Genomic DNA, 26,407 nt, shown 5'->3' with positions numbered 1-26,407 from the left:
ATGCCATCTCTCAGCGAACTTCGGGCGGAGCGAAAGGCGAGCAGAAACCTAAGTTGTCCTGGCGGCGTCGCTTCATGTGAAAGATGAGCCTGTGGGGCCTCGAAACATGGTGTCCGAGAGTGTCTACGTATCGCCGTTCCCACAGTGAGGCGGGACTTAGGTCGCCGGAGGCGTGTATCTGGCAGTCGTCATACGGTGCCACTCTGGCGAGTCCATGTAGGCGAGGAGCGAGTGAGACCACACGGTTGCCGTCGCAAGAAGAGCAAACGACGCGATGATGAAGTCGATGCGCGGCCCCTCAGATCCGAAGGCGATCTTCACGCCGGGCCTTTTCTGTTCAAGCGTGATGTACCGGCTGGACAGGGGGGCAAAGTCAGGAGCGAGTGGACTGAGCTTGTTCACCTGACGCGCAAACTCTTCGACCTGCGAAGAGTCAAGAGCATCCAGTCGGTGCGCGAGCCCATTGCGGATGACGTTGATCTGGTGGATGGCGCCAGCAAACGGAAGCGGCAACGCTAAGGCCACGGCCAAGCTCAACTTGGCTCTGAAGTCACGCGGCTCCTTGACGAACGTGCTCATCTCTCCTTCGGTGCGGACCCTGATGAACCAGTTGAGAAACTGTTCGGTGCACAGATGTGCCCTAAGGACAGCACCGATTTCATCTTCGGTTTCGGCAGCGGCGATGAGGACGTGGGGGTCCATCTCGAAGGGTTTGCGCATCGTTCTAATTCTAGGGTGGGCCAAAACTAATCGAGCTTCACCACTCCGGCGTGGCCCGTCACGGCTTCAAAGGCTCTGAGCATGGCCTTCTCGGCTGCAGCGGCCCGAGACTCGGCCACAAGCAGGCCGTCATGGATGGGGAGGGCAGTGATGCCCTGGTTGATCAGGTCGAGGAGCACCCGAACCATGATGTCGCTCTCCTGTCGCATCCCGCGAAGTGCCATGCCCTGGTGAAAGAGGTGGGCCACCGGATGATGGAAATCGGTGACCAGCTTCGTGAGCGACTTGATGTGACCGCCGCCGATGTCGTGACCGTTGACCACGATCCGGACAGGCAACAGTTCCCTGATGTCCGACGGAGTCTTTGCCAGCGGCTTGGACACGTTCAGCATTGCGTTGATTAGCTTCTTGGTGCCCTCGCGGTGCTGCTCCAGGCCGGGGATTGCGTAGGCGTCTTCGAAGTGGGGCGCGACGCCAGCGTGGGCGTACATGAGTCGCACCCCCATCTGTCCATAGTCCAGGGCCGTTACGGCCTCTCCGTCGATCAGGATGCAGTCCTTGCGGTCTTGGGACCTCAGGTTCTCCCAGAAACCGCCGTAGAGGCGCCCATGCTGGTCGAAGACGCCGTTAATGAACACGCGGCGTAGGGCACGGTCCTGGGCGTCTACGGCGGCATGCCGTGGGTGTGTATCAAGCGGGGCGTACTCGATGTCCGCGTCGGCCAGCCACCTGTTGATCCGTCGCACCTCCTCCCGCAATGCATCACGTTCCGGCGTGTCCTCGTAGTCGAGGCGTTCACCGGACTCGCCTCTACGGGCTTTGGGTGCCTTCAGGACGATCACCTCTTGGCCTGGATGGCGGCCCAGGTCGTGTAGTGACACCGGCAAGCGAGCGAGGAGCGCCAGAAGGGCTGGACCGGGCCTGATGGTCGTAGTTGTGCTCCCGACGCCACCAGACACGCGCCGATGGGCTCCAAGCCGGATGGTGCAGATGCCAACAGCCACGAGGGCGTCAACCACGTCGATCAGCTTCTCCGACACGAAAGGGGCCTGATAGCGGTCACGACGGCTAAGGGCTCGTTTGTTCCTGGTCACGCAGAGGCCGCGTCCAGGCAAGCGCCGATGGATTGAGATGAGGTCACACAGCACGGCCTCAACTTGCTGCTCGTACAGGCGCTGATCAACAAGCCTGCGAGCACGTAGGCGAGGCGTGATGGTTCCGTCTTCTGAGCCGTTGCTGTCCAGGCCCGACAGGAGCGTCAAAACCTCGGACACAAGCTGCTTGGCGATGGTGCTACGGGCGGTTCGGTGACCGTCGAAAAAGGAGTCCTTGGTGCGCTCCTGGATCGCCTGCTGGCGGGGGGACTTGGTCAACTTCGGCGTGGGAATCATGGAGGGCCTACGGCTCCCCAAGGTGCTATCCATTGGGTGATCTACATGGATGATCATCAAGGTGATGACCAGGGGTGAGAAGGAGCAGCGAGAGGAACTCAGCTACTCCTAAGGGCTCCCAGGCCTCTCCATAAGGAAGTGGCGTAAGAGCCTGGGGACCAGGTCTTGCTGGCGTCAGAGGGCCTTGGCGGCTCGCCAATGAGTCGGATCGAAGGTGAGTTCTTCCATCTCGTCCTCATCGGCCCAGACGCACACCGGCATGCCGTCGGCCTCCGAGCGCTGCCACGATTCCACGAGGCGAGCGGTGATGTGGATGGCGTCGGCGTGAGTCGGATCCGGCGCGGCGCCAGAGACCAGTACGGACTGGCCCAAAGGTGGGAAGGCGTCTTCGATGGAGATCCAGGCGGTGGTGTTCATGTTGTGTTCCCTCGTGGTCATGGCTGACCTGTGGCCCTGTTGGGCGTCTTCGTTGTTTGGTGATGTCGTCGGGTTGCGCAGAGGCGCCCAGCGGCGCTGGAAGGCTTAGGACGTGCGCGGGGCAGGCCAGGGCCATGCGAGGCGCTCTACGGCCTCCAGAACCTTCGCAAGCGGGAACTGGTCCGCGTGGGTGTAGCTCTTGCGCCCAGCGCTGCCTCCAGTCGCGAGGTGGCCGGTCACGGCGTCCAGCAGCGCCTCCCCCAGCCCTTCGCCTGCCAGCTTGGTGCGGACCGTGTGACGCCACTTGTGGGATCCGTTCAGGTGCCCAGAGGGCAGGCCCAGAGCCTCACGGTGAAGGCGGAACCAGCGTCCCGCCATGTCGCCTGCGGACGTACCGGCTCGACGGTGGAACGACGGGAACAAAGCGGTGCTGCCATCATCCTTGCGGCGGTCGCAGTGGGCCTGGACCTTCTCGCGTAGCGCGGACGCGATGGGGAGCCAGCGGACGGATTGATCGTTCTTGGTGGTCGCGCGGCGGATGTAGGCCGCGAGGATGCCGTCCCGCTCCTCGACGTCTTGAACGCGGAGCCCCGCGATCTCACTGATCCGGGCGCCGGACCAAAGCAACATGCTGATGAGCAGGTCAGCGTCTGCCGGGTCCGCCTCTGTCGGCTGCTCCCCTCGGACCGGTTGAGCGTGCAACTTGACCAACTCCTCGCGGGTCCACGGCACGCGCTTGGCGCTGTCGTCAATTGTGAACTTGAGGTCAAGTGGGTTGGCGGACATCAGGCCCTGCTTCACCGCGACGTTGGTCAAAGCGTTGATGTTGGAGGCATGATTCGCGGCCGTCTTGCGTCCGAACTCCCGGTCGTCGTCGAGTAGGTACAGCACGAACTCCCCACCGATCTCTCGGGTGATTTGGTCAAGCGATAGGGCGCCGACTGCGTCTTCCCATAGGTCGAGCGCCCGGTCCATGCGTTGGATCGCGTTGTCCTTGGCGTTGGTCAGGCGTTTCCAGTGCGGCACGGCATCGCGGAGGGTCTTCGCCGGAGCCTTCGGTGTCTGCGGGCTTTCCGTGACGGCTTCGGGCGCGTATAGCGGAGGGGCCGGAGGAGTGTCGATGAGGTCGCCAGACGCGCGATCCGCAACGGCCTGGAACGTCGCAGCCATAGCGCGGCCAGCCTGTGACAGGTACGACGGATGTAGCTGCCAGTTCGCTGGCGGCAGTCCGATGCGGCTCAGCAGCCAATCAAGCAGGTTGACGGTCAACTCGAAGTCGCCTTGGGCCTGCAGCACCCGTAACTCGCGGCTCAGTACCTGAAGGCGCTCAGCGTTGTTCAGCGTGTCCGAGGTCGAGCGCACTTCGCCGCTGTAGACGCCCACATAGGAGACCTCACCCAAGGGCCGCATGACGTCATCGCCCTGCAGCAGCGTGTGCTTGATCTGATCCAGCAGGTAGGCCATCAGCTTCGGCGTCAGCCGGGTGAACTGCGGGCGGTGCTGGTCCCTGAGGGCCGCGAACTGACGCTGGTAATCAGCGATCAGCGTGTGTGCTTTGGTGACCGCCTCAGCGCGATCACGTGTCTTGAGCGAACGACGATAGGCGTCCACGGCCATCTTGCCGTTTGGCAGCCGAGGCCAGAACGGACGGATGTCGTCAGGGACGCCAATACGTAGTTGGAAGATGCCGCCGCTGTCACGGCGAAGTCCAGTCGGGAGGGGCACGTCAGGCTCCGAAGAGGAGCCGGATTGACATGGTGACTGGACGGGTTCACGGGACTCGGACCCGCATGGTTGCTGGGTCTCTGCAGTCTTCACTCGTGAACCACCTAAGAATCCTGGTCGGGGTGAGAGGATTCGAACCTCCGGCCTCTACGTCCCGAACGTAGCGCTCTACCAGGCTAAGCTACACCCCGTTTTGGTCATTCGATCGAGAGTTTGTTCAAGAACTTCTCTCCACCGACTGAGCCGCAAATTCTAGCAGGCTTTCTTTCCACTTGGAAAGAGGGAGCGCCGACAAATGTTGTCGCGCCTGTGCGACTTCCGCGCGGGCGGCCTCGCGGGTCGCCTCCAGTGCGCCGGTGCGGCGCACGATCGCGACGATGTCCTGCAGCCGTTCCACCTCGCCATGCTCGATCGCGTGGCGGATCAGGGCGCGGTCGTCGTCGGTCCCGCGTTCCATGGCGATCAGCAGCGGCAGCGTGGGCTTGCCTTCACGCAGGTCGTCCCCGACGTTCTTGCCCAGCGAATCGCTGGTGCCCTCATAGTCCAGCGCATCGTCGATCAGCTGGAAGGCGGTGCCCAGCGAGCGGCCGTATCCGGCGCAGGCGTCCTCCAGGGTGGGGGGCGCATCGGCGAGCACCGCGCCCAGGCGCGCGCTGGCCTCGAACAGCTTGGCCGTCTTGTAGCGGATGACGCGCAGATAGCTGTCGACCGCGACGTCCGGGTCATGCATGTTCATGAGCTGCAGGACTTCGCCTTCGGCGATGACGTTGGTCGCGTCGGCCAGCACCTCGAGCACGCGCATGCGATTCACCGACACCATCATCTGGAAGGCGCGCGAATACAGGAAGTCGCCCACCAGCACGCTGGCCGCGTTGCCGAACAGCGCGTTGGCCGTCTGCTTGCCGCGGCGCAGCGCGGACTCGTCGACGACATCGTCGTGAAGCAGGGTCGCGGTGTGGATGAATTCGACGACCGCCGCGAGCTCGCGGCTGGCGGGGGAGTCGGCGCCCAGCGCGTTGGCGAACATCAGCACCAGCTTGGGCCGCATCCGCTTGCCGCCAGCGTGAATGATGTACGCGGAAATCTGGTTGATCAGCGCGACGTCCGATCGAAGCCGCTGCGCGATCACGGCATCGACTTCGTTCATCTGCGCATTCAGCGCCTCGAGGACCTCGGCAACAGGGGTAGAGGCAATGGGTTGCACTCTGGACTCACGGTGAGGGGAAGCGCGGATTATAGGAAGGCCCGCGCGAGGCGCCGGCTGAGCCACGCGCTCTTGCGCACCCGCGCGGCTGGGCAGCGCCGTGACGACCCGTGGCGGAGTGCGCATCCGGATGCTCCGCCGGTCGCGAAGGCCGATGGCTGCGGGCCTGGGCGCGTCTCAGGGTTTGCATCAGCAGGGGTGCCTGTGCTACATTCTCGGGCTCCGCATCTCCATGCGGTGTTTTTTCTTGGGCGGTCGGCAGGGTGCCTCGTGGCGCTTCGTGGATCGCTCGCATGTGAAAGGGCTGATATGTACGCGGTCATAAAAACCGGTGGCAAGCAATACAAGGTTGCTGCTGGCGAAAAGATCAAGGTAGAACAGATTGCTGCGGAAGTTGGCCAAGAGATCGTGATTGACCAGGTGCTGGCCGTCGGAAACGGCGCGGACCTCAAGATCGGGACTCCCTTGGTTGCTGGCGCCAGCGTCAAGGCCACCGTGGTGGCTCATGGCAAGCACGACAAGGTGCGCATCTTCAAGCTGCGTCGTCGCAAGCACTACAAGAAGAGCCAAGGCCATCGCCAGACGTTCACCGAGCTGGAAATCAGCGCGGTCAACGGCTGATCCTCGACTCACTCGCAATCTGATCAAGGAGTAATCCATGGCACAGAAAAAGGGCGGCGGCTCGACACGAAACGGCCGCGACTCGAAGCCGAAGATGCTTGGCGTCAAGGTGTACGGCGGCCAGACCGTCTCGGCAGGCTCGATCATCGTCCGCCAGCGCGGCACGAAGTTCCACGCCGGCACCAACGTGGGCATGGGCAAGGACCACACGCTGTTCGCGCTGATCGACGGCACGGTGTCCTTCACCGTCAAGGGCGAAAACAGCCGCTCCACCGTCGTCGTCACGGCGGCCTGAGCGCGTTGATGTCCTGACGCCGCGGGCGGAAGACCTGGTCTTCCGCTTCCGGCGGACCCAGAGCCCCGGCTTCGTCCGGGGCTTTGTTTTTTCGGGGCCTGTGACTTAGGGTTCCCGCGCCGACCGCGAGTTCCGGCGAAACCTGACTCGCTCCGATTCAAAGCATGTCCTCGCGCGGGAGCGTGGGGGCCTGAATTACGATAGCCCCGCTCCGGGACTGAAGGCCATCCATGAAGTTCGTTGACGAAGCTACCATCGATATCGCCGCCGGCAACGGCGGTGCGGGCTGCGCCAGTTTCCGCCGCGAGAAGTTCATTCCCTTCGGCGGTCCGGACGGGGGCGACGGCGGCCGCGGCGGCAGCGTCTATGCGGTGGCCGATCGCAACCTCAATACGTTGATCGACTACCGCTATGCGCGGCGCCACGAGGCGCGCAACGGCGAAGCGGGCCGGGGTTCGGACCAGTTCGGCGCCGCCGCCGAGGACATCATGCTGAAGGTGCCGGTCGGCACCATCGTGCGGGACCTCGAGACCGACGAGATCATCGCCGAGCTGCTCGAGCCCGATGTGCCGGTGCTGCTGGCCAAGGGCGGCGATGGCGGCTTCGGCAACCTGCATTTCAAGACCTCGACCAACCGCGCGCCGCGTCAGAAGACGCCGGGCTGGCCGGGCGAGGTCAAGAAGATCAAGATGGAACTGCGCGTGCTGGCCGACGTCGGCCTGCTCGGCCAGCCCAACGCCGGCAAGTCGACGCTGATCGCGGCCGTCTCGAATGCCCGCCCCAAGATTGCCGATTACCCCTTCACCACGCTGTATCCCAACCTGGGCGTGGTGCGCGTCGGGCCGGAGAAGAGCTTCGTCATCGCCGACATCCCGGGCCTGATCGAGGGCGCCGCCGAAGGCGCCGGCCTGGGTCACCAGTTCCTGCGCCACCTGCAGCGCACGCGCGTGCTGCTGCACGTGGTCGACCTGGCGCCGTTCAATCCCGACGTGGATCCGGTCGCGGAGGCCAAGGCCATCGTCAAGGAACTGAAGAAGTACGACGAGGCGTTGTACGAGAAGCCGCGGTGGCTGGTGCTCAACAAGCTGGACATGGTGCCGGCCGAGGAGCGCGCCGCCCGCGTGAAGGATTTCGTCAAGCGCTACAAGTGGAAGGGACCGGTGTTCGAGATCTCCGCGCTGACGCGCGAGGGCTGCGAGCCGTTGATCCGCGCCATCTACGATCACGTCGCCTCGATCCAGGCGCCGCCGGTCGAGGATCCGGATGCGCGCTTCGACGAGCCGACGATCGATCCGCCCAAGGCCTTCCAGGAAACGCGCAAGACGCGCGCCGCCAAGGCCAAGGTGATCAAGGCGGCGAAGGCTGAGTCCGCCGGGGCGACGCCCGCGAAGACGCCGCGCGGCAAGAAGGCCGGCAAGGCGGAGAAGGCGGAGAAGGCGGAGAAGCCGCCCGAACGCGATCCGCGCTTCGACCCGCTGCCCTGAACGCGTCTCCGGCATCGCCCTGACTTCCGGCTTCGGTCCACGACTCCCTCATCCTCCCATCGCATGAGCAACGGCAACCTGAACGGCGAATTGACTGGTGTCCTGCGGGACGCGCGACGGATCGTCGTGAAGGTGGGTTCCAGCCTGGTGACCAACGAGGGGCGGGGCGTGGACGCCGAGGCCATCGGCAACTGGTGCCGCCAATTGGCGGAACTGGCCCGCGAGGGCCGCGAGGTGGTGATGGTCTCCAGCGGCGCGATCGCCGAAGGCATGAAGCGCCTGGGCTGGGCCAGCCGGCCGAAGGAGCTGCACGAGTTGCAGGCCGCCGCCGCCGTCGGCCAGATGGGCCTGGCGCAGATGTACGAGACCAAGCTGCGCGAACAGGGCCTCACCAGCGCGCAGGTGCTGCTGACGCATGCCGACCTGGCCGATCGCGAGCGCTACCTGAACGCGCGCTCGACCTTGCTGGCGCTGCTGCAGCATCGTGTGCTGCCGGTCATCAACGAGAACGATACGGTCGTCAACGACGAGATCAAGTTCGGTGACAACGACACGCTGGGCGCGCTGGTGGCCAACCTGGTCGAGGCGGACGCCCTGGTGATCCTGACGGACCAGAAGGGCCTGTATTCCGCCGACCCGCGCAAGGACCCGAACGCGCGCTTCATCGATCGCGCGACCGCTGGCAGACCCGAGCTGGAAGAGATGGCCGGCGGCGCGGGATCGAGCATCGGGCGGGGCGGGATGATCACCAAGATCCTGGCGGCCAAGCGGGCGGCGAGCAGCGGCGCCAACACCGTGATCGCCTGGGGACGGGAGCCCGACGTGCTGCTGCGACTGGCGCACGGCGAGTCGATCGGCACGGCCCTGATGGCGTCGACCGCCAAGCTGGCGGCGCGCAAGCAGTGGATGGTCGACCACCTGCAGTTGCGAGGGAAGGTGGTCGTCGATGCCGGCGCGGCGATCAAGCTGCGCGACGAAGGCAAGAGCCTGCTGCCGATCGGCGTGCAGGAGGTGTCCGGCGATTTCCATCGCGGCGACGTCATCGCGGTCATCGACCTGGCGGGCAAGGAATTGGCGCGCGGCCTGACCAACTACGGCAGCGCCGAGGCGCGGCTGATCGCGCGCAAGCCGTCCTTCGACATCGAGCGGGTGCTGGGTTACGCCGCCGAGCCCGAGCTGATCCACCGCGACAACCTCGTGCTGCGCTGATCGATCGGCGCGAGCATCCAACCACGACCCAGAAGAAAGGCGCCCGAGGGCGCCTTTGTCTTGCCCGGTCCGCCGCCTCCAGGGCGGCGCCGGTCCGATCAGTCCTTCGCCGGCTCCACCGAACCGGTTTTGGGGGCGGCAACCGGCGAGGCGGCATCGCCCCGCTCGCGGGCTTCCTGGGAATGACCATCCGCGGCGTGAGCGACGACTTCCTGCTCGTGAGGCCGAGGGTCGACGCGGTCGTGCCGGTGATGATCCTGCTCGTTGGGCCCGCCATGCCGATCACCGCGCGGTGGCGGCCGCATGCCCGCCCGCAGATAGCGATTGTGATGATTGAGCCGCGGCAGGAAGCGCGCGAGTTCGGTCAACGCCATCTGGTAGACGCCACGCTTGAACTCGATCACCGCTTCCAGTGGCACCCAGTACTCGTTCCAGCGCCAGGCATCGAACTCGGGGTGGTCGGTCGCGCGCAGATTCATGTCGCTGTCGCGACCGGTCATCTGGAGCAGGAACCAGATCTGTTTCTGCCCGCGATAGTGGCCGCGCGCGTCGCGCCGGATGAAGTGATCGGGAACCTCGTAGCGCAGCCAGTCGCGGGTGCGCGCGATGATGCGCACGTGGTCTGCGGTGAGGCCCACTTCCTCATGCAGCTCTCTGAACATCGCCTGCTCGGGCGTTTCGCCATGCTTGATGCCCCCTTGGGGGAACTGCCAAGAATGGGTGCGTATGCGCTTGCCCCAGAACACCTCGTTCTTGTGGTTGAGCAGGATGATGCCGACGTTGGGCCGGAAGCCTTCACGGTCGAGCATAATCAACCTCAAATCATTCGTTGGATTGATTATTGCACCGGGCCCGAGCCCCGGCGCGATCATCGCTAACCCTCGGTGGTGAACGGTTTTTCCGCGGCGGCACGGCTGACCGCGGACTTTTATTTTCTGCGCCCATGAAAGCCTCCCAGTTCTTCGTCTCCACGCTCAAGGAAGCCCCCGCCGACGCGGAAATCGTCAGCCACAAGCTCATGATGCGGGCCGGCATGATCAAGCGCCTGGGCGCCGGCATCTACAACTACATGCCGATGGGCCTGCGGGTGATCCGCAAGGTCGAGCACATCATCCGCACCGAGATGAATCGCGCTGGCGCGGTCGAGCTGCTGATGCCGGTCGTGCAGCCGGCGGAGCTCTGGCAGGAGACCGGCCGCTTCGACAAGATGGGCCCCGAGCTGCTGCGGGTGAAGGATCGCCACGGCCGTGACTTCATCATCCAGCCGACGTCGGAGGAGGTCATCACCGACATCGCCCGCCAGGAGCTGCGCAGCTACAAGCAGCTGCCGAAGAACTTCTATCACATCCAGACGAAGTTCCGCGACGAGCGCCGGCCCCGCTTCGGCATCATGCGCGGGCGCGAGTTCACGATGAAGGACGCGTACTCGTTCGACCGCGACAAGGACGCGGCCGGTCGCAGCTACGACAACATGTACGCGGCCTACTGCCGGATCTTCGATCGCCTGGGCCTGCAATACCGCGCCGTGGCGGCGGACACCGGCGCGATCGGCGGCGACCGCTCGCATGAATTCCAGGTCATCGCCGAGACCGGCGAGGACGCGATCATCTACTGCCCGACCAGCGATTACGCCGCCAACATCGAGCTGGCCGAGGCGCTGTCGCTGATCGCGACGCGGGGTGCCGCGACGCAGGCGCTGACGAAGACGCCGACGCCCGGCAAGGCGACCTGCGCGGATGTGGCCGAGCTGCTGAAGCTGCCGCTGTCGCAGACGGTGAAGTCGCTGGTGCTGGCGACCGACGAACTCGATGAGCACGGCACGATCATCAAGTCGCAGGTCTGGCTGCTGCTGGTGCGCGGCGACCACGACCTGAACGAAGTGAAGGCCGGCAAGCTCGAAGGCCTGAAGGGCGGCTTCCGCTTCGCGACCGCCGCGGAAATCGACGCCCACTTCGGCTGCAAGCCCGGTTACCTGGGCCCGATCGGCCCGAAGCAGCCGGTCAAGGTCATCGCCGACCGCACGGTCGCGAACATGTCCGATTTCGTCTGCGGCGCCAACGAGGCCGACTTCCACTTCACCGGCGCCAACTGGGGCCGCGACCTGCCCGAACCCGACCTGGTCGCCGACATCCGCAACGTCGTCGAAGGCGACCCGTCGCCGGACGGCAAGGGCGTGCTGGCGATCCAGCGCGGCATCGAGGTCGGCCACGTCTTCTATCTGGGCACGAAGTACTCGGCCGCGATGAACGCGACCTACCTGGACGAGAACGGCAAGCCGCAGCTGATGGAGATGGGCTGCTACGGCATCGGCGTGACCCGCATCCTGGGCGCGGCGATCGAGCAGAACCACGACGAGCGCGGCATCGTCTGGCCGGCGTCGATCGCCCCCTTCACCGTGGTGATCTGCCCGATCGGCATGGACCGCAACGAGGATGTGAAGGCCGCCGCGACGAAGCTCTACGACGAGTTGCTGGACCTGGGCATCGATGTGCTGCTGGACGATCGCGGCGAGCGCCCCGGCGCGATGTTCGCCGACTGGGAACTCGTCGGCGTGCCGCACCGGGTCGTGATTTCCGATCGCGGCCTGAAGGAAGGCCAGGTCGAGGTGCAGGGCCGTCGCGATGCCGCCGCCACCAAGCTGGCGCTGGCTGAGGTGGTCGCCCACCTGAAGCAACGCCTGGCGTGAGTCCGGCTCGTCCGCCGCAGCGCGTCGCGGCGGTGGACGCGCTCCGCGCGCTGGCGCTGCTGCCGGTGGTCGCGGTCAACTGGGTCGGTTATCCGGCGCTGCCCGACGCCGGCCCGCTGAGCCCGCCCGCCAGCGACGAAGGCCTGGTGGCCCAGGCGCTGTCCTGGCTGCTGCATGCGCTGGTGGCGGGCAAGGGCATTGCGCTGCTGGCGTTCCTCTTCGGCTACAGCCAGGGGCTGTCGCAGACGCGCGGGCTGGACGCCCTGGTCAAGCGCCGCCGCCGGCTGGCCAAGATGCTGACGCTGGGCCTGCTGCACGGCAGCCTGCTCTACATGGGCGACATCCTGACCCTGTATGCCGTGGCCGGGTCGCTGCTCGCGATCTGGGCCGGCCACTCGATGACGCAGCTGAAACTGCGGATCCGGGTGTTGATTGCCGTGGAACTGGTGGTGATCGGGTTCACGATGGTGCTGGCGAATCTGCCGCTGGCCGGCGAACCCTCGGTGCCGTTGATGGCGCCGGCGCCTTGGGCGGAGTGGACGCTGCGCAATGCCGGCCACTTCACCGCGACGACGATCGCCTTCATGACGCTGGGCATCCCGGTGCCGCTGCTGCTGATGACGGGCGGCTTGATGGCGGCGCGGCTGCGCCTGTTCTCCCACCCGCGCTGGGAACCCGCGCTGCGGCGCTGGTCGCGTCGCTGGCTGTGGCCGGCGGTGGTGGTGAACATCGCGTTCACCTCGCTGCTCTGGCCGGGCCTGCGCGATGGCGACAGCTTCGTCACCGGGCGCTACGCGATCTTCTATCTCTATCCGACGATGCTGCTGCTCAGTGCCGCAGTACCGGCCCTGGTCTTGCGGATGCGGCGCGATCCTCGCCTGCTGGAAGCGCTCGCGCCGCTGGGCCGGCACACGCTGACGCTTTATCTGTGCAGCTCGGTGCTGAGCTTTGCGCTGTTCAGCGGCGCGGGGCTGTCATGGCAACCAGGCACCTTGGTCACCACGGGCCTGGCGCTGGCGTACTGGGTGGGCGGACTGCTGCTCGCGCGGGCGCGCGGACCGCGACCTTTGCCGCTGGAACGCTGGCTGTCGCGCTGACGGCGCCGGCCAGCGCCGTTACGATGCCGCGCCTCCCCTTTCCGATGTCGATCGCCGCCGATCCTCTTTCCGTTGACGTGACCGCTTTCCGCTCCCCGACGATCTCCCCGAGTTCCCGCCGCGCGCTGCTGCTTGCGGGCGCGGCCGCCTGCCTGCCGCGACCGGCGTTCGCCGGTGCCCAGCAGGAAGAGCCGCTGGCCGATGCCGTGCGCTCGGCGCTGTCGGCGGCGATTGCCTCGGACGCTCCGCCCAAGCCCCGCTTCGACGCCATCGAGCCGCGCCTGGCCTACCTGCGCTGGCTGGGGGAGATGAGCGAGCGCATGAAGCGCAAGAAGAGCGAAGCGCAGACGCGGATCGAGTTCCTGGAGACGCTCTGGTACGAGAGCGCGCGGGCGGGCCTGGAGCCGGCGCTGGTGCTGGGCCTGGTGCAGGTGGAGAGCGGCTTCCGCAAGTACGCGATCAGCGTGGCGGGCGCGCGCGGCTACATGCAGGTGATGCCGTTCTGGACGCGCTCGATCGGTGACGGGCAGGTGTCCCGGCTGTTCCACATGCAGACCAACCTGCGCTTCGGCTGCGTGATCCTGCGCCACTACCTCGACATCGAGAAGGGCAACCTGTTCCTCGCGCTGGGGCGCTACAACGGCAGCCGCGGTCGGGCCGAGTATCCGAACCTGGTGATGGGCGCGCGCAAGGCCTGGCTGATGCCGGGACAGAGCTGAGGCCCCGGCGCGGGAGCGCGCTCACGGGTGATCGCGAGCGCTCAGGTCGGACCACCGGCGGGCGCGCTCGACGTCCGGCCGCATCGGGTTCAGGCGTGGGAACGCAAGCCCTGCCAGGCCTGCGGCGCGGCGCCCGGCAACTGGGCCAGTTCAAGCACGCGTTCGACCGTTTCCGCGACCATCTCTTCGATCGAGGTCGGCTTCAGGTAAAGCGCCGGCAGCGGCGGGAAGACGATGCCGCCCATCTCGGTCACCGCCGTCATGTTGCGCAGGTGGGCAAGGTTCAGCGGCGTCTCGCGCACCATCAGGATCAGCCGGCGGCGCTCCTTGAGCGTGACGTCGGCGGCGCGGCTCATGAGGTTGTCCGACAGCCCGTGCGCGACCGCGGCGAGCGTGCGCATCGAGCAGGGCGCGATCACCATCGCGGCGGTCGGGAAGCTGCCGCTGGCGACGCAGGCGCCGATGTCGCCGGGCGCGTAGGCGACGTCCGCCTCGCGCTCGAGCGCATCGCGCGCGAGCCCCAGTTCATGGTGGGCGTTCAGCACGCCGGCGGGGCTCAGGATCAGGTGGGTTTCCGCCCCGATCGCGCGGGCGCGGCGCAGCAGCTGCAGCCCGTAGGCCGCGCCCGTCGCGCCGGTGATGCCGACGATCAGGCGCGGACGCGGAGCCGCGGCGGCCGTCATCAGGCCTTGGCCAGCAGCTGCTGCAGCTCGCCGCTCTCGTACATCTCCATCATGATGTCGGAGCCGCCGACGAACTCGCCGTCGATGTAGAGCTGCGGGATGGTGGGCCAGTTCGCGTATTCCTTGATGCCCTGGCGCACGCCCTCGTCCTCGAGGACGTTGAAGGTCTTCAGCTCGCTGGCGCCGCTGGCCTTCAGGATCTGGATCGCGCGGCCGGAGAAGCCGCACATCGGGAACTGGGCGGTGCCCTTCATGAAGAGCATGACCCGGTTGCCTTTGACCAGGTCGTCGATGCGTTGCTGAACGTCGCTCATGGCGGAATCCTCTGAAAGCTGATGCGGGAAGACGTGTGCGGGAGCGCGCCGGGACGGCACGGCGGGCCGCGCGATCCGGCGATTATCGGGCAGCGGACATGCCCGCGCTCGGCGGAGCCCAAGGGCCGTCGATCCGCCGGCGGTGACGCTCAGAAGCTGTAGCTGACGCCGAACTGGACGACCGGCCGGTAGCGCAGGTCCTGCGACAGGTCGGCTTGCGGCGCGCTGTTGCCCAGGCGCAGCGCCGAGGCGCCGCCACCGACCACGCCCAGGTCGGCGCTGAAGCCCCAACCTCCCCGCAGCGAGTAGCTGGTATAGCCGACGCCGACATAGGACAGCGAGAGGTTGGGTTCGCGATCCGGGCCGGTGAGCAGGCTGAGGCTGCGGCTGCCCGCCGACAGCGACGGCGTCAAGGCCGCGCCGCGGCCGAGCGCCAGGCCGGAACTGCTCTGCAGCAGCGACATCGGGCCCAGCATCAGCCCCCCGGTGGCCCGCAGGCCGCCACGCGTGCCGGCGCCCAGGCCGGAACCGGTCAGGTAATAGTCCGCCAGCAGGTTGGCGCTCAGCAGGCGGCTGCCGCGGCGGGCGTCGAAGGAGAGGGCGTCGTCGTCCTGGCTCTGGCTCACCTGCAGGCGGGCCTGCCAATGGGTGAAGGCCTGGCGGTCGGGCTTCAACTGCAGGCCTTGTTGGGCCCAGGCGGCACCGGCCATGCAGACACTGCCGGCCAGGACCACGGCAAGGCGCAAGAGCAAGGGGGCGGCGCGCATGACAGGTCTCCCAGACTGACGACAACACCCGTTTCGAAATGGTTCAAAACGGGCACCAAGTCAGACCATGCTACGCCCCACCGAGTTACCGCGCCAGATCGAGTTGCGGGGGTTTCCAGGCACTGTTGCGGATTCCCGGCGCGGGTTCCCGCAGTGTGGAAACAGCGTGTGAAGTTGGGTGCAAATGGTTGAGATCCGAACGCGGCGCGCGCTCAGCCGGGCCAGCGACCGCCGGTGGCGCGGGGCTGGCCGCAAAGGTCGCGGCGGCTCTCGACCTCGAGGAAGCCGCGCCCGCGCAGCATCGCGGCGACGGCGTCGGCCTGGTCGAAGCCATGCTCCAGCAGCAGCCAACCGTCGGGCCGCAGCCACGCGGGGGCCCCCTCGATCAGGTGGCGAAGGTCGGCCAGGCCATCCCCTTCGGGGGTGAGCGCGGTGCGGGGTTCGTGCTTCAGGGCGTCCAGGTGGTGGTCGTCCCCCGCCACGTAGGGCGGGTTGCTGACGATCAGGTCGAAGGGGGGCTGACCCGCCAGGGGCTCGAACCAGCTTCCCAAGTGACCGTCGACCTGCAAGCCCAGTCGCTGCGCGTTATCCAGCGCCACCGCCAGCGCGCCCGGGCTGAAGTCGACCATGCGGACATCCGCGTCCGGCCGCTGCGACTTGATCGACAGCGCGATCGCGCCGGTACCGGTGCCCAGGTCCACGACGCGCAGGGGACGCGGCCCCTCCAGGCGCTCCAGCGCCCACTGCACCAGCAGCTCGGTGTCGGGCCGGGGGATCAGGGTGTCCGGCGTGACGCGCAGCGTCAGGCCGAAGAACTCCTTCTCGCCGGTGAGATACGCCAGCGGCACGCCATCCAGGCGGCGCGCCAGCCAGTGGTGGAAGCGCTCCGCCGCCACGGCGTCGAGCAGGTCCGTGTCATGGCCGATCAGCCAGGCCCGCGAGACCCCGAGCAGCGCTTGCAGCAGGTACTGCGCCTCGGCGCGCGGCAGACCGGCGGCGATCGCGGCCCGCTCGGCGTCGACGACGGTCAGCGCGGGGCCGCTACCCGATCGAGCGTCCGGGCCGCCGTCGGCGTGGCCATCACGGATGCTCATGTCGCCCCGCCTTCCAGCGCGGCAAGCTGCTCGGCCGCCTGCGCCTGCTGCAGGCCCTGGAGGATGTCGCGAAGGTCGCCATCCATGATCGCGCCCAGCTTGTACAGCGTCAGGTTGATCCGGTGGTCGGTCAGGCGTCCCTGCGGGAAGTTGTAGGTGCGGATGCGATCGCTGCGGTCGCCGCTGCCGATCAGGCTCTTGCGCTGGGCCGCCTCCTTGGCGGCGCGCTCGCTGCGGTCCTTCTCGCGCAGCCGCGCGGCGAGCACCGCCATCGCCTTGGCCTTGTTGCGGTGCTGGCTGCGGTCGTCCTGGCATTCGGCGACCAGGCCGGTGGGCAGATGGGTGATGCGGATCGCGCTGTCGGTCTTGTTGACGTGCTGCCCGCCGGCGCCGCTGGCGCGGAAGGTGTCGATGCGCAGGTCGGCGGGATTGAGCTGGATTTCCTCCGCCTCGTCGGGCTCGGCCATGACGGCGACCGTGCAGGCGCTGGTGTGGATGCGGCCCTGCGACTCGGTCGCCGGCACGCGCTGCACGCGATGGCCGCCGGATTCGAACTTCAGCTGCCCGTAGACGCCGTCGCCATCGAGCCGCAGCACGATTTCCTTGTAGCCGCCCAGGTCCGATTCATTGGCCGACAGCACCTCGCAGCGCCAGCCCTGGGCTTCGGCGAAGCGCGTGTACATGCGGGTCAGGTCGCCGGCGAAGAGCGCCGATTCGTCGCCACCGGTACCGGCGCGGATCTCCAGGAAGGCGGGCCGATCGTCGTCGGGGTCCTTGGGGATCAGTGCCAGCTGCAGCTCCTGGTCGAGCTGCTCGAGGTCCGCCTGCGCCGCGTCGATCTCCTCGCGCGCCATCTCGGCCATGTCCGCGTCGCCGCTGTCGAGCAACTCGCGCGCCGCGGCCAGGTCCTGTTCGCGCTGGACGTAGCGGCGGTAGCGCTCGACGAGCGAGGACACCTCCGACTGCTCGCGCGTCAGCGCGCGGTAGCGCTTCATGTCCGCGGCGACGCTGCCGTCGGCGAGGGTGGTGTCGAGTTCCGCCAGCCGGTAGCCGAGGCGGTCGAACTGCTGGCGCAGGGCGTCTTTCATGGGGAATCCGGAGGGGGCGGCCTCTCGAAGGGGGAGCGGACGGAGCGGGCGGCGGGGGAAACACTGCGCGGCGGTGGCCGCGGGCGGAACGGGCACCGGGCGCATCGTCGGTGCCGGCGGCGATCGCCGCTACGAGTCCGCTTCGTCGCCGAGCGCGTCGGCGCGCAGGCCGGGCGTCTTCGCGCTGCCGCGCAGGAACAGCCGCGACACGGTCTGCGCCATCTGCAGGCGCTGCTCACCGTCGCTGCCGTTGAGCTCGGCCATCGCGCCGTGCAGCATCTTCTGCGTCAGGCCGCGCGCGAGCGCGTCCAGCACGCTGTCGATGTCCTCGCCTCTGGCCAGCAGCTTGCGGGCGCGCTGGAGTTCGGCCTGGCGCCAGCTGTCGGCCTGCTGATGCAGGGCCTGGATCAGCGGCACCGTGTGGCGCTGGCCCAGCCAGTGGACGAAGCTCTGCACGCCGGTCTCGATGATGGCCTCGGCCTGCTGGACGGCGGCTTGGCGCTTCTCGCCGGCGGTCTGGACCAGCTTGGACAGGTCGTCGACGGTGTAGAGATAGACGTCGTCCAGTTGAGCGACTTCCTGCTCGATGTCGCGCGGCACGGCCAGGTCGACCATGAACATCGGCTTGTGGCGGCGCTTCTTCAGCGCGCGCTCGACGGCGCCCAGCCCGATCAGCGGCAGGCTGGAGGCGGTGCAGGAGATCACCGCGTCGAATTCGTGCAGGCGGTCGGGCAGGTCGGCGAGGCGGAAGGCTTCGGCGCCCAGGTGGCTGGCGAGCTTCTCGCCGCGCTCCAGCGTCCGGTTCGCGACCGAGATCGACTTCGGGCCCTTGGCCGCGAAATGGGTGCCGACCAGCTCGATCATCTCGCCCGCGCCGACCAGCAGCACGCGGATGTCGGCGAGGTGCTCGAACAACTGGGCGGCCAGCCGGACCGACGCGGCGGCCATGCTGATCGAGTGGCTGCCGATCTCGGTGGAGCTGCGCACTTCCTTGGCGACCGAGAAGCTGCGCTGGAAGAGCTGGTGCAGCGTCGTGCCGAGGGTGCCGGCCTGGTCGGCCTCGCGCACGGCCTGCTTGAGCTGGCCCAGGATCTGCGGCTCGCCCAGCACCATCGAGTCCAGCCCGCTGGCGACCCGGAAGGCGTGCCGGGCCGCGGCGCCGTCCTCGACGACATAGGCGTGGTCCATCAGCGTCGCGCTGCCGACGCCGCCCACCTGCGCCAGCCAGTCCACCGCGGGGCGGACCATGTCGGCGTCGCCGGCGACGTAGAGCTCGGTGCGGTTGCAGGTGGAGAGGATGGCGGCTTCCGCCGCGGTGGTCCGGCGGCGCTGCGGTGCGCCGATCTGGTCCTGGAAGCGCAGCAGCGTCGGCGCCAGTTGCTCGAGCGTGAACGCGAAACGTCCGCGCAGGTCGAGGGGCGCGGACGTGTGGTTCAGGCCGAGGGCGAAGACGGACATGGCGGCGATTATAAAATTCCGCCCCGACCCGTGCATCGCACGGGCCTTGGCGGCGCGCTCATCGCCCCGGGATGCGTCAAGAATGGCGCTTTCGTCACACCTTTTCCCCTCGCCCGGAGCGAACCGACCCGTGGACCCACTCGACGCCGTCTGGCATTTCGGCAACCTGTTCCTGCCCGCCTGGGGCGTGGCCGCGCTGATGGCGCTGGCGCTCAAGCTGATCTGGCGGGAGACCGTCGCCGGCATGCGCTGGCGCACGCTGGCCGTCTGGGGCGGACTGGGCGGGACGATGGGCATCGCCGCCGCCCTGATGCTGACCGGGCGCGACGGCACCATGGCCGGCTACGGCCTGATGCTGCTGGGCGTCACCGCCGCCCAGTGGGGCGTCAGCTACAAGCGCTGAGGCTGAGCGGGCCGCTCAGCCGGCCAGGTCGGGGTGATCGGCACCTCGCCGCGCAGCGAGTGCGCGAAGGCCTCGGTGATGCGCATCGGGATGATCTGGTGCATCAGCCGCTCATGGCCTTTGAAGTTGACGATGCGGTTGCACTCGGTGCGGCCCATCAGCTCGGTGGCGTCCTTGCGGGCATGGCCCGACACCAGCACCGGCACCGTCTTGCCCACCAGGCTGTCGTTGTAGCGGATCGCGGTGGCCTCGATCTCGGCCTGCAGTTCCTGCAGGCGGCGCACCTTCACCTCGTGGGGCGTGTCGTCCGCCAGGTTGGCGGCCGGCGTGCCGGGGCGCGGGCTGAAGATGAAGCTGAACGAGGCGTCGAAACCGATGTCGCGCACCAGCTGCATGGTCTTGGCGTGGTCCTCGTCGGTTTCGCCGGGGAAGCCGACGATGAAGTCCGAGGCGACGCGGATGTCCGGCCGCACCGCGCGCAGCTTGCGCACGATGCTCTTGAACTGCAGCGTGGTGTAGCCGCGCTTCATCGCCATCAGGATGCGGTCCGAGCCGTGCTGCACCGGCAGGTGGACGTGGTTCACCAGCTGCGGGATCTTGCCGTAGGCGTCGATCAGACGCTGGCTGAACTCGTTGGGATGGCTGGTCGTGTAGCGGATGCGCTCGATACCGGGAATCTCGGCCACGTACTCCAGCAGCAGCGCGAAGTCGGCGATCTCGTCGGAATCGCCCATCTTCCCGCGGTACGCGTTGACGTTCTGCCCCAGCAGCGTCACTTCCTTGACGCCCTGGTCCGCCAGGCCGGCGACTTCCTCCAGCACGTCCTCGAAGGGCCGGCTGACCTCCTCGCCGCGGGTGTAGGGCACCACGCAGTACGAGCAGTACTTGGAGCAGCCTTCCATGATGGACACGAAGGCGGAGGCGCCCTCCACGCGGGCCGGCGGCAGGTGGTCGAACTTCTCGATCTCGGGGAAGGAAATGTCCACCTGCGGGCGGAGCTGCTCCTGGCGCTGAGCCAGCATCTGCGGCAGGCGGTGCAGGGTCTGCGGGCCGAAGACGACGTCGACATAGGGCGCGCGCTCGATGATTGCCGCGCCCTCCTGGCTGGCGACGCAGCCGCCGACGCCGATCATCACGCCCTTGGCTTTCAGGTGCTTGATGCGGCCCAGGTCGGAGAACACCTTCTCCTGCGCCTTCTCGCGGACCGAGCAGGTGTTGAACAACACCAGGTCGGCCTGCTCGACGTCGGTGGTGGGCTCGTAGCCCTCGGCGGCGCGCAGCACGTCGGCCATCTTGTCCGAGTCGTACTCGTTCATCTGGCAGCCGAAGGTCTTGATGAAGACTTTCTTGCTCATGGGGGAGCTCCGGGAGACATCGACGCGACCCGGGGGGGCGGGCCGGCGTTCAGGGGATCAGGGCTTGCGCCAGACCTGGCTGGCCTGGTCGAAGACCAGCTGGGAGGCTTGCTGCGGGGAGGTCGGCCAGGACTTGTTGGCCAGCTCGACCTCGTTCAGCACCCAGACGTCCATGAGCAGGCCATTGATGTCGGTGGTGTAGAGGACGGTCAGCTTCTGGTCGTACAGCGAGCCCGGCGTGGCGACCTGGTCGACCGCGTTGCGGATGCGGGCGCCGGGCGCGAGCCGGGCGGCCTTGCCGTTGAGCTTGACGTCCGGCGTGACGCCGATGACCAGTTCGCCGCGCAGCGCGCGCTGCGGGAAATAGCGGTGGCCGGGGACGATCTGCGCGTGGGCGGTCGACGGCGCGGTGAACGCGCCGATGCCGGCGACGGTCGAGAGGACCGCGAAGGCGGCGGCAGTTGCGGCGGCGGCGGCGGTGCTGGCGGCCGACGTCGTCAGCAGGCGACGACGGGGCAGGGCGGGCGGGGCACAGCGGTACATGGTGTAGATCCAGTGGCTGCGGAAAATTCGCAAGGGCGCGAGTTTAACGGTACGAGCGCGGCGGGGTGCGCCGCCGCCCGCGCGGCCTCGGGCCCGGGCGTCAGAGCTGGCGGGTGGCGTCACCCTGCGCCAGCGGTGCCGGCGCGGGCTCGGGCAGCACGTAGACGACACCGGCGCCATGGCCAAGCACCGGCGCGACGACGCGGTCGAAGAACTCGCCGGTGACGACCACGCAGCCCAGCGAGATCCGGTTGTCGTCCGGCGAGGGCGAGGCCAGGCGCTCGGCGCGGCGCTCGCGCGCCGGGCTGGGGCGCAGGCGATGGATGGCGAAGGCGGCGTCGTAGTCGACCCAGATGACGGTCTCGCCCTTGAGGTTGGGGCCGGGCTGGCTGTCGTAGCGGCCGGCGGGCGTGGTGCGCAGGTCCGCGGGGATGCCGGTGGCGACCATGTCGCCGACACCCGGGGCGACGCGATCGCCGCGGGCCAGGCCCAGCAGCGCCGGCGCGGCGCCGGCCAGGCGGCCATCGGCGAGGAAGACGAAAAGCTTGGCGGCCTTCTTGTCGACCACCGCGAAGGGCAGCCCCTTCGCGTCGGCGCGCTCGAAGGCGGCCCGTGCCATGGCGCGGGCCTCGGGCGAAGCGGGCTCGCCGCGGAAGTCGACGACGAGCGCCGAGGAAGGCCGGGCGACCGTCGGCGCCGGGACGGGCGTGGCCGGGGACAGCGGTGCCAGCGTCACGGAGGTGGTCGTCGCCACGGCGGGTGTCGGCGCCGCGAGGGCCCCGCCGAGCGTGGGTTCGGCCCGCGCCGCGGGAGCGCTGACCATCAAGGTGATCGCCACGGCGGACATTGCCAGCAGCGAGGCGGCAGCGACCACCCGCTCGCGCGCGGCGCTTCCCCAGTGACCCAACGACCCGATCGACTTCATACCACCCCGTTGTGCTTCTGGCGGACCGTCTGGTCGGCGCCGGCGAAGGGCCGGGCGGGTCCGCTGGGGGCGGATATTAAGGAGCCGTCGGCGGTTTCAACTGTCGATCCCTGCGCGGAAACGCCGGGACTTTCCCGGGAATTTGTAAGACGGGCGAAGAGCGGCAGGAATTGGCGTACGACAAGGGCGCCAAAGGAACTTCGGCTTATCCGTAACGCCGGCTTGGTAAATGTAAAACGCCTTTCCGAAAACCGGCGATCTCGTTAGTCTGCGCCCGTTGTCGACATGGCCGCGCCTGCGCGCTGGCGTGTCGGCGCTGGCCGCTGCCCACGGTCACCGTCCCCGAAGCGGACCCTGCTGGTCTGCGGCGCGCGAGGCGGGCGAATCGGCAGTTGGGTTTCCCGAGCAATTTTTCGATTCACCGGTGACCGGTGAGGGCGGAGCCATGCCCGCGCCGGATCGCTCCAACGATCTCGGAGACATTCATGAAGAACATCCGTACTGACGCGTCCGTCGAACTGGTCGCGCCCCAGCCGCCATTGCCTGGCGTTTTGCGCGCGCCGCGCCCGCGCCAGGGGCTGGCCGCCATGGCCGTCGTGGTGGGGGCCGTGGCCCCGATGGGCGCCGCGCACGCCGTGGACTGGCCCTCCGGCTTCTCCAAGTGCGCCGACGAGGGCGGCAGCTGCAAGGTCGGCACGACCGCGCGCCAGGTCTCCTTCGGCGTGAAGGACAAGTGGGTCATCAAGACGCTCAGCGGCACGGTGCCTTGCACCTCGGCCACCTTCGGCGGCGCCGACCCGAACCCGGGCATTGCCGAGAAATGCGCCGTCGGCCCCGCCGCCTCGCCCGCGCCGGCGCCTTCACCAGCGCCTTCCCCCGCCCCGGCGCCATCGCCGGCACCGGCCCCCGCGCCCGCACCCGCAGGCCACAGCGGTGGCTATGCCGGGACGGTGACCGGCGGCGGCTCGGCGACACCGGTGACGGTCACCACCGCGGCCCAGATGCAGGCGGCCATCAACGCCTACAGCGGCAGCGGCGGGCTGGTGATCCGGTATGCCGGGACCTTCGACTTCGGCACGATCACCGATACCTGCGCGCAATGGCAGAAGCCGGCCGGCGCGATCGTCGAGATCAAGAACAAGAGCAACGTCACGATCGAGGGCGTCAACGGCTCGGCCGCGAACTTCGGGCTTGCGATCAAGGCGGCGGCCAGCAACATCATCATCCGCAACATGACGATCGGCCTGTTGCCCGGGAAGATCGACGCGATCGGCATCGAGGGCCAGGGCGGCGGGGTGCCGAGCAACATCTGGATCGACCACAACACGCTCTTCAGCTCGACGAAGGACTGCGCCGGCGCCGGTGACCTCGAGTTCGACGGCCTGATCGACAGCAAGGCGGGCGCGCATCACATCACCTACTCGTACAACTACATCCACGACCACCAGAAGGTCGGGCTGATCGGCTCCAGCGACAGCGATGCCAGCGACCGCTACATCACCTTCCACCACAACGTGTACAGCAACGTGGTGTCGCGGCTGCCGCTGCAGCGCGCGGGCTACACCCACCTCTACAACAACCTGTATTCGAACGTGCTCACCTCGGGGGCCAACATCCGGATGGGCGGTTACTCGCTGATCGAGGGCAACTACTTCGAGAACGCGCAGAACCCGGTGACCTCGCGGGACAGCTCGTCCATCGGCTACTGGGAGCTGCGCAACAACAACGTGAAGAGCCCGGCGGACTTCGCGACCTACGGCATCAAGTGGGTGGCGAGCGGCTCCAGCCCCTCGCGCGACGCGACCGACTGGACGACGACCGCGAACTTCCCGGTCGGCATCCCGTATGCGTACACGGTGCAGGACCCGGCCTGCGTGAAGCAGCGGCTGCTCAATGTGGCGGGGGCCGGGAAGGGGCTGGCGACGCTGAGCTGCAACTGATAACCACACCCCGCGGGACTTTTGCCTCGCGGGGTGTTGTTCGTTGGTGGCGATCCTCATGCCGTCGCGGAAGTGATCCCCTATGCTTGCGGCCGGCCAAATTCCGCCAGCCACGGCATCGTTGCCGCTGTATTTCCACTTCGATGCCGTCTTTCAGAGTTCGCCACTGGGCCGCCTGGGCCCCAGGACTGCCGACCCGCGCGCTCTGGCACGCTTGGCTGGCAAGCCCTGACCTGACGCAACTGGCGGGGGACGCCAGTCCGCCGCTCGCCGAGCTGCCGTCCATGACGCGTCGGCGCATCGATCCGCTGGGACGCGCGGCCTTGCAGACCGCCTTCTGGGCCCAGGGCGAATCGCTCACCGGGCCGGTCGTCTTCGCGTCGCGCTGGGGCGAGATCGCCCGCTCCGTGTCACTGCTGCGACAGCTCGCCGGCGGCGAGCCGCTGTCGCCGACCGCCTTCAGCCTGTCGGTGCACAACGCCAGCAGCGCGCTGTACTCGATCGCCCGCGGCGACCAGGCCAATTACGCCGCCGTGTCCGCGGGGCCTTGCAGCGCCGCCGCCGGCGTCTGCGAGGCGCTGGGCCTGCTGGCCGACGGCGCCTCCCAGGTGCTGGTGGTCAGCGTGGAGAGCTCGCTGCCCGAGCCCTATCAGGCGTTCGAGGCCGAGCCGCATCCGATGCGCGCCTGGGCCGCGCTGATCGAGGCCGGTGACGAGGTCCGCCTGGAGGCTGCGCCGTCCCCGGCGTCAGTGTCGGTGTCGGCTGCGACTCCCCCTTCCTCGTCACTGCCCCCGGACCTGGCCGCCCTCCAGGTCCTCGCGGGCGCGGCTTCCGAGCTCCGCCAGGGCCACTGGCACTGGAGTCGCCATGCGTGAGCTGGCGGCGTGGCCTGGCCGGCTCTGGCGCATCGCGGCGACCGCGATCGCCTTCGGCTGCTTCGGCATCGGCGGCCTCCTGCTGGGGGTTGTTGTTTTTCCGCTGCTGCGCCTGACGGTCCGTTCGGCCGAGCGCCGCGGTCGCTGGGCGCGGGCGCTGATCGGGTGGGTGTTCCGGCTTTTCGTCCGGTGGATGCGCTTCCTGGGACTGATCACCTACGAGTGGCGCGGCATCGAACGCCTGCAGCGCCGCGGCCTGCTGGTGCTGGCCAATCATCCGACCCTGATCGACGTCGTCTTCCTGATCGGCCATGTGCCGGACGCGCTTTGCGTGGTGAAGTCAACACTTGCGAACCACCCCAGTACGAGGGGTCCCGTGCTGGCAACGGGCTACATCTGCAACAATTCGGGCGCCGACCTGCTGCAAGCCTGCGTGGACAAGCTCAGGGCCGGCGGTAACCTGATCATCTTTCCCGAAGGCACGCGAACGCGCCCCGGGCAGCCCCTGAAAATGCAACGAGGCGCCGCGCAGATCGCTCTGCGCGGCGGCTTGGCCATCACCCCGGTTCACATCCGCTGCGAACCGCTGGGACTTTTCAAGGGGCAGCCCTGGTGGCAGGTCGCCGAGCGTCCGCTGCATTTCAGCCTCGAGGTGGCCGACGATCTGTCGCCGGCCCCGTTCCTGGAAGCCGCTGGTGGCGAGGCCTCATTGGCGGCGCGCCATCTGACGGAACACCTGATCCAGTATTTCAGTCCATCGACAAGACACGACACGGTCCCCGGGAGCCATGCAAGCGTTGCAGCAAGAAATCAAGGAGTTGCTGATCTCGGCACTCCAACTGGAAGACCTCAGCCCTGAGGACATCGACGCGGAGCAGCCGCTGTTCGTCGAGGGCCTGGGCCTGGACTCCATTGACGCGCTCGAACTCGGCCTGGCGCTGCAGAAGCGTTACGGCGTGAGCATGAGCGCGGACTCCGCGGAGACCCGCCGCCACTTCGCCAGCATCCGCGCGCTGGCCGAGTTCGTCGCCGCGCACCGCAAGCTCCCCGCCTGAGCGCGCCCCGCCGCCCCGAGAGAACCGGCCATGACCGACCAAGACATCTTCGAACGCCTGCGCACCATCCTCATCGAGACGTTCGACATCGACGCCGAGCGCATCACGCCCCAGGCGCGCCTGTATGAGGACCTCGACATCGACAGCATCGACGCCGTCGACCTCATCGTCCGGCTCAAGCCGCTGGTGGGCAAGCGCCTGCAGCCCGAGGCCTTCAAGACGGTGCGCACGCTGCAGGATGTGATCAACGCGCTGCAGGGCCTGCTGCAGGCCGAGTCCGGCACCCACGCGAAAACCGGGTTCGAGGGCGCCGTCGCCCCCACGAACTCCTGATTGGGT

At 67.8% G+C, this 26,407-nt stretch carries 28 protein-coding genes and 1 tRNA gene; 13 read left to right on the top strand and 16 right to left on the bottom strand.

The annotated features are described in order from the left end of the window. Positions 1–156 precede the first annotated feature (156 nt). The 6 genes from FHT38_RS18795 to FHT38_RS18770 form a co-directional block, all read right to left on the bottom strand. Positions 157–720, bottom strand: coding sequence for a hypothetical protein (locus tag FHT38_RS18795; RefSeq protein WP_183492866.1), 564 nt, complete (start codon positions 718–720; stop codon positions 157–159). 26 nt (positions 721–746) lie between these two features. Beyond that, complete coding sequence (locus FHT38_RS18790) at positions 747–2,111, bottom strand: hypothetical protein (RefSeq protein WP_183492865.1); 1,365 nt, start codon at positions 2,109–2,111, stop codon at positions 747–749. 174 nt (positions 2,112–2,285) lie between these two features. Further along, positions 2,286–2,528, bottom strand: coding sequence for a DUF551 domain-containing protein (locus tag FHT38_RS18785; RefSeq protein WP_183492864.1), 243 nt, complete (start codon positions 2,526–2,528; stop codon positions 2,286–2,288). 105 nt (positions 2,529–2,633) lie between these two features. Further along, on the bottom strand, positions 2,634–4,253 hold the full coding sequence (locus tag FHT38_RS25695; RefSeq protein ID WP_183492863.1) for a tyrosine-type recombinase/integrase: 1,620 nt from the start codon (positions 4,251–4,253) through the stop codon (positions 2,634–2,636). Between the two features lie 114 nt (positions 4,254–4,367). Continuing rightward, a tRNA-Pro gene (locus FHT38_RS18775) sits at positions 4,368–4,444 on the bottom strand. 26 nt (positions 4,445–4,470) lie between these two features. Next, positions 4,471–5,400 carry a polyprenyl synthetase family protein gene (locus FHT38_RS18770; protein ID WP_183492862.1) on the bottom strand — a complete coding sequence of 310 codons (930 nt, stop codon included), beginning with the start codon at positions 5,398–5,400 and terminating at the stop codon, positions 4,471–4,473. A 366-nt stretch (positions 5,401–5,766) separates the two neighbouring features. Here FHT38_RS18770 and rplU point away from each other — a divergent pair, with 366 nt between their 5' ends. The 4 genes from rplU to proB all read left to right on the top strand — a co-directional run bounded on the left by rplU (position 5,767) and on the right by proB (position 9,066). Beyond that, a complete protein-coding gene (gene rplU, locus FHT38_RS18765; RefSeq protein ID WP_067065598.1) occupies positions 5,767–6,078 on the top strand; it encodes a 50S ribosomal protein L21 in 312 nt (103 codons plus the stop codon). A 37-nt stretch (positions 6,079–6,115) separates the two neighbouring features. Beyond that, on the top strand, positions 6,116–6,373 hold the full coding sequence (gene rpmA / locus FHT38_RS18760; RefSeq protein WP_091727137.1) for a 50S ribosomal protein L27: 258 nt from the start codon (positions 6,116–6,118) through the stop codon (positions 6,371–6,373). Positions 6,374–6,603: 230 nt separating this feature from the next. Beyond that, on the top strand, positions 6,604–7,857 hold the full coding sequence (gene cgtA, locus FHT38_RS18755; RefSeq protein ID WP_255488855.1) for an Obg family GTPase CgtA: 1,254 nt from the start codon (positions 6,604–6,606) through the stop codon (positions 7,855–7,857). A gap of 63 nt (positions 7,858–7,920) precedes the next feature. Next, positions 7,921–9,066, top strand: a complete 1,146-nt coding sequence (gene proB / locus FHT38_RS18750; protein WP_183492861.1) for a glutamate 5-kinase — start codon at positions 7,921–7,923, stop codon at positions 9,064–9,066. 98 nt (positions 9,067–9,164) lie between these two features. Here the strand turns inward: proB and FHT38_RS18745 are convergent, their stop codons facing one another. After that, positions 9,165–9,875, bottom strand: a complete 711-nt coding sequence (locus FHT38_RS18745) for an RNA pyrophosphohydrolase (RefSeq protein ID WP_255488854.1) — start codon at positions 9,873–9,875, stop codon at positions 9,165–9,167. A 134-nt stretch (positions 9,876–10,009) separates the two neighbouring features. Between FHT38_RS18745 and FHT38_RS18740 the strand changes: the two genes are divergently transcribed. The 3 genes from FHT38_RS18740 (at position 10,010) to FHT38_RS18730 (ending at position 13,568) form a co-directional block, all read left to right on the top strand. Next, positions 10,010–11,752: a proline--tRNA ligase gene (locus tag FHT38_RS18740; protein ID WP_183492860.1), complete on the top strand. Its 1,743-nt coding sequence runs from the start codon at positions 10,010–10,012 to the stop codon at positions 11,750–11,752. Then, on the top strand, positions 11,749–12,849 hold the full coding sequence (locus FHT38_RS25690; protein WP_183492859.1) for a DUF418 domain-containing protein: 1,101 nt from the start codon (positions 11,749–11,751) through the stop codon (positions 12,847–12,849). Before FHT38_RS18740 ends, FHT38_RS25690 begins: the two co-directional genes overlap by 4 nt. Positions 12,850–12,926: 77 nt before the next feature. Then, positions 12,927–13,568 (top strand): lytic transglycosylase domain-containing protein, encoded by a 642-nt coding sequence (locus FHT38_RS18730; protein ID WP_310737401.1) that lies wholly within the window; start codon positions 12,927–12,929, stop codon positions 13,566–13,568. Between the two features lie 89 nt (positions 13,569–13,657). Here FHT38_RS18730 and FHT38_RS18725 read toward each other — a convergent pair whose 3' ends face one another. The 6 genes from FHT38_RS18725 to hemA all read right to left on the bottom strand — a co-directional run bounded on the left by FHT38_RS18725 (position 13,658) and on the right by hemA (position 18,972). Continuing rightward, a complete protein-coding gene (locus FHT38_RS18725; protein WP_183492858.1) occupies positions 13,658–14,251 on the bottom strand; it encodes a UbiX family flavin prenyltransferase in 594 nt (197 codons plus the stop codon). After that, positions 14,251–14,565 carry a Grx4 family monothiol glutaredoxin gene (grxD, locus tag FHT38_RS18720; RefSeq protein WP_091727119.1) on the bottom strand — a complete coding sequence of 105 codons (315 nt, stop codon included), beginning with the start codon at positions 14,563–14,565 and terminating at the stop codon, positions 14,251–14,253. The genes FHT38_RS18725 and grxD overlap by 1 nt, the downstream gene beginning before the upstream one ends. Positions 14,566–14,714: 149 nt before the next feature. Further along, entirely contained in the window at positions 14,715–15,332 is a 618-nt protein-coding gene (locus FHT38_RS18715; RefSeq protein ID WP_147240009.1) for a hypothetical protein, read from the bottom strand. A 212-nt stretch (positions 15,333–15,544) separates the two neighbouring features. Then, the gene (gene prmC, locus FHT38_RS18710; RefSeq protein WP_183492857.1) at positions 15,545–16,426 is read right to left on the bottom strand and encodes a peptide chain release factor N(5)-glutamine methyltransferase; all 882 of its coding nucleotides are present in this window, start codon (positions 16,424–16,426) and stop codon (positions 15,545–15,547) included. Further along, positions 16,423–17,514, bottom strand: a complete 1,092-nt coding sequence (gene prfA, locus FHT38_RS18705; protein WP_091727112.1) for a peptide chain release factor 1 — start codon at positions 17,512–17,514, stop codon at positions 16,423–16,425. Before prfA ends, prmC begins: the two co-directional genes overlap by 4 nt. 129 nt (positions 17,515–17,643) lie before the next feature. Then, entirely contained in the window at positions 17,644–18,972 is a 1,329-nt protein-coding gene (hemA, locus tag FHT38_RS18700; RefSeq protein WP_183492856.1) for a glutamyl-tRNA reductase, read from the bottom strand. A 130-nt stretch (positions 18,973–19,102) separates the two neighbouring features. Between hemA and FHT38_RS18695 the strand changes: the two genes are divergently transcribed. Further along, a complete protein-coding gene (locus FHT38_RS18695) occupies positions 19,103–19,375 on the top strand; it encodes a hypothetical protein (RefSeq protein ID WP_091727104.1) in 273 nt (90 codons plus the stop codon). On the opposite strand, the gene miaB is transcribed toward FHT38_RS18695, so the two are convergent. The 3 genes from miaB to FHT38_RS18680 form a co-directional block, all read right to left on the bottom strand. Next, positions 19,363–20,730: a tRNA (N6-isopentenyl adenosine(37)-C2)-methylthiotransferase MiaB gene (miaB, locus tag FHT38_RS18690; RefSeq protein ID WP_183492855.1), complete on the bottom strand. Its 1,368-nt coding sequence runs from the start codon at positions 20,728–20,730 to the stop codon at positions 19,363–19,365. The genes FHT38_RS18695 and miaB overlap by 13 nt on opposite strands. Before the next feature lie 57 nt (positions 20,731–20,787). After that, positions 20,788–21,273 carry a hypothetical protein gene (locus FHT38_RS18685; protein WP_183492854.1) on the bottom strand — a complete coding sequence of 162 codons (486 nt, stop codon included), beginning with the start codon at positions 21,271–21,273 and terminating at the stop codon, positions 20,788–20,790. 100 nt (positions 21,274–21,373) lie between these two features. Further along, entirely contained in the window at positions 21,374–22,180 is an 807-nt protein-coding gene (locus FHT38_RS18680; protein ID WP_255488853.1) for a hypothetical protein, read from the bottom strand. Between the two features lie 503 nt (positions 22,181–22,683). Between FHT38_RS18680 and FHT38_RS25440 the strand changes: the two genes are divergently transcribed. The 5 genes from FHT38_RS25440 to FHT38_RS18655 all read left to right on the top strand — a co-directional run bounded on the left by FHT38_RS25440 (position 22,684) and on the right by FHT38_RS18655 (position 26,401). After that, the gene (locus tag FHT38_RS25440) at positions 22,684–24,138 is read left to right on the top strand and encodes a polysaccharide lyase family 1 protein (protein ID WP_255488852.1); all 1,455 of its coding nucleotides are present in this window, start codon (positions 22,684–22,686) and stop codon (positions 24,136–24,138) included. Between the two features lie 143 nt (positions 24,139–24,281). Continuing rightward, positions 24,282–25,013, top strand: coding sequence for a beta-ketoacyl synthase chain length factor (locus FHT38_RS18670; protein ID WP_183492853.1), 732 nt, complete (start codon positions 24,282–24,284; stop codon positions 25,011–25,013). Further along, complete coding sequence (locus tag FHT38_RS18665; RefSeq protein WP_183492852.1) at positions 25,006–25,872, top strand: 1-acyl-sn-glycerol-3-phosphate acyltransferase; 867 nt, start codon at positions 25,006–25,008, stop codon at positions 25,870–25,872. Before FHT38_RS18670 ends, FHT38_RS18665 begins: the two co-directional genes overlap by 8 nt. Further along, entirely contained in the window at positions 25,802–26,068 is a 267-nt protein-coding gene (locus FHT38_RS18660) for a phosphopantetheine-binding protein (protein ID WP_147241077.1), read from the top strand. The genes FHT38_RS18665 and FHT38_RS18660 overlap by 71 nt, the downstream gene beginning before the upstream one ends. A 30-nt stretch (positions 26,069–26,098) precedes the next feature. Then, complete coding sequence (locus tag FHT38_RS18655; protein WP_147241078.1) at positions 26,099–26,401, top strand: acyl carrier protein; 303 nt, start codon at positions 26,099–26,101, stop codon at positions 26,399–26,401. Positions 26,402–26,407: the final 6 nt, after the last annotated feature.

Source organism: Mitsuaria sp. BK041, assembly GCF_014193085.1.
GTDB lineage: Bacteria > Pseudomonadota > Gammaproteobacteria > Burkholderiales > Burkholderiaceae_C > Roseateles.
This window is presented reverse-complemented; position numbering and strand designations above follow the sequence as displayed.

Coding starts and splice junctions, on each gene's coding strand:
- FHT38_RS18655 (WP_147241078.1), top strand. CDS start 26,099: ATGACCGACCAAGACATCTTCGAACGCCTGCGCACCATCCTCATCGAG.
- FHT38_RS18725 (WP_183492858.1), bottom strand. CDS start 14,251: ATGACGGCCGCCGCGGCTCCGCGTCCGCGCCTGATCGTCGGCATCACC.
- FHT38_RS18770 (WP_183492862.1), bottom strand. CDS start 5,400: ATGAACGAAGTCGATGCCGTGATCGCGCAGCGGCTTCGATCGGACGTC.
- FHT38_RS18790 (WP_183492865.1), bottom strand. CDS start 2,111: ATGATTCCCACGCCGAAGTTGACCAAGTCCCCCCGCCAGCAGGCGATC.
- prmC (WP_183492857.1), bottom strand. CDS start 16,426: ATGAGCATCCGTGATGGCCACGCCGACGGCGGCCCGGACGCTCGATCG.
- FHT38_RS18670 (WP_183492853.1), top strand. CDS start 24,282: ATGCCGTCTTTCAGAGTTCGCCACTGGGCCGCCTGGGCCCCAGGACTG.
- FHT38_RS18740 (WP_183492860.1), top strand. CDS start 10,010: ATGAAAGCCTCCCAGTTCTTCGTCTCCACGCTCAAGGAAGCCCCCGCC.
- FHT38_RS18660 (WP_147241077.1), top strand. CDS start 25,802: ATGCAAGCGTTGCAGCAAGAAATCAAGGAGTTGCTGATCTCGGCACTC.
- prfA (WP_091727112.1), bottom strand. CDS start 17,514: ATGAAAGACGCCCTGCGCCAGCAGTTCGACCGCCTCGGCTACCGGCTG.
- rpmA (WP_091727137.1), top strand. CDS start 6,116: ATGGCACAGAAAAAGGGCGGCGGCTCGACACGAAACGGCCGCGACTCG.
- cgtA (WP_255488855.1), top strand. CDS start 6,604: ATGAAGTTCGTTGACGAAGCTACCATCGATATCGCCGCCGGCAACGGC.
- FHT38_RS18715 (WP_147240009.1), bottom strand. CDS start 15,332: ATGCGCGCCGCCCCCTTGCTCTTGCGCCTTGCCGTGGTCCTGGCCGGC.
- grxD (WP_091727119.1), bottom strand. CDS start 14,565: ATGAGCGACGTTCAGCAACGCATCGACGACCTGGTCAAAGGCAACCGG.
- miaB (WP_183492855.1), bottom strand. CDS start 20,730: ATGAGCAAGAAAGTCTTCATCAAGACCTTCGGCTGCCAGATGAACGAG.
- FHT38_RS18685 (WP_183492854.1), bottom strand. CDS start 21,273: ATGTACCGCTGTGCCCCGCCCGCCCTGCCCCGTCGTCGCCTGCTGACG.
- hemA (WP_183492856.1), bottom strand. CDS start 18,972: ATGTCCGTCTTCGCCCTCGGCCTGAACCACACGTCCGCGCCCCTCGAC.
- FHT38_RS18785 (WP_183492864.1), bottom strand. CDS start 2,528: ATGAACACCACCGCCTGGATCTCCATCGAAGACGCCTTCCCACCTTTG.
- FHT38_RS25440 (WP_255488852.1), top strand. CDS start 22,684: ATGAAGAACATCCGTACTGACGCGTCCGTCGAACTGGTCGCGCCCCAG.
- FHT38_RS18795 (WP_183492866.1), bottom strand. CDS start 720: ATGCGCAAACCCTTCGAGATGGACCCCCACGTCCTCATCGCCGCTGCC.
- FHT38_RS18665 (WP_183492852.1), top strand. CDS start 25,006: ATGCGTGAGCTGGCGGCGTGGCCTGGCCGGCTCTGGCGCATCGCGGCG.
- FHT38_RS18745 (WP_255488854.1), bottom strand. CDS start 9,875: ATGCTCGACCGTGAAGGCTTCCGGCCCAACGTCGGCATCATCCTGCTC.
- rplU (WP_067065598.1), top strand. CDS start 5,767: ATGTACGCGGTCATAAAAACCGGTGGCAAGCAATACAAGGTTGCTGCT.
- proB (WP_183492861.1), top strand. CDS start 7,921: ATGAGCAACGGCAACCTGAACGGCGAATTGACTGGTGTCCTGCGGGAC.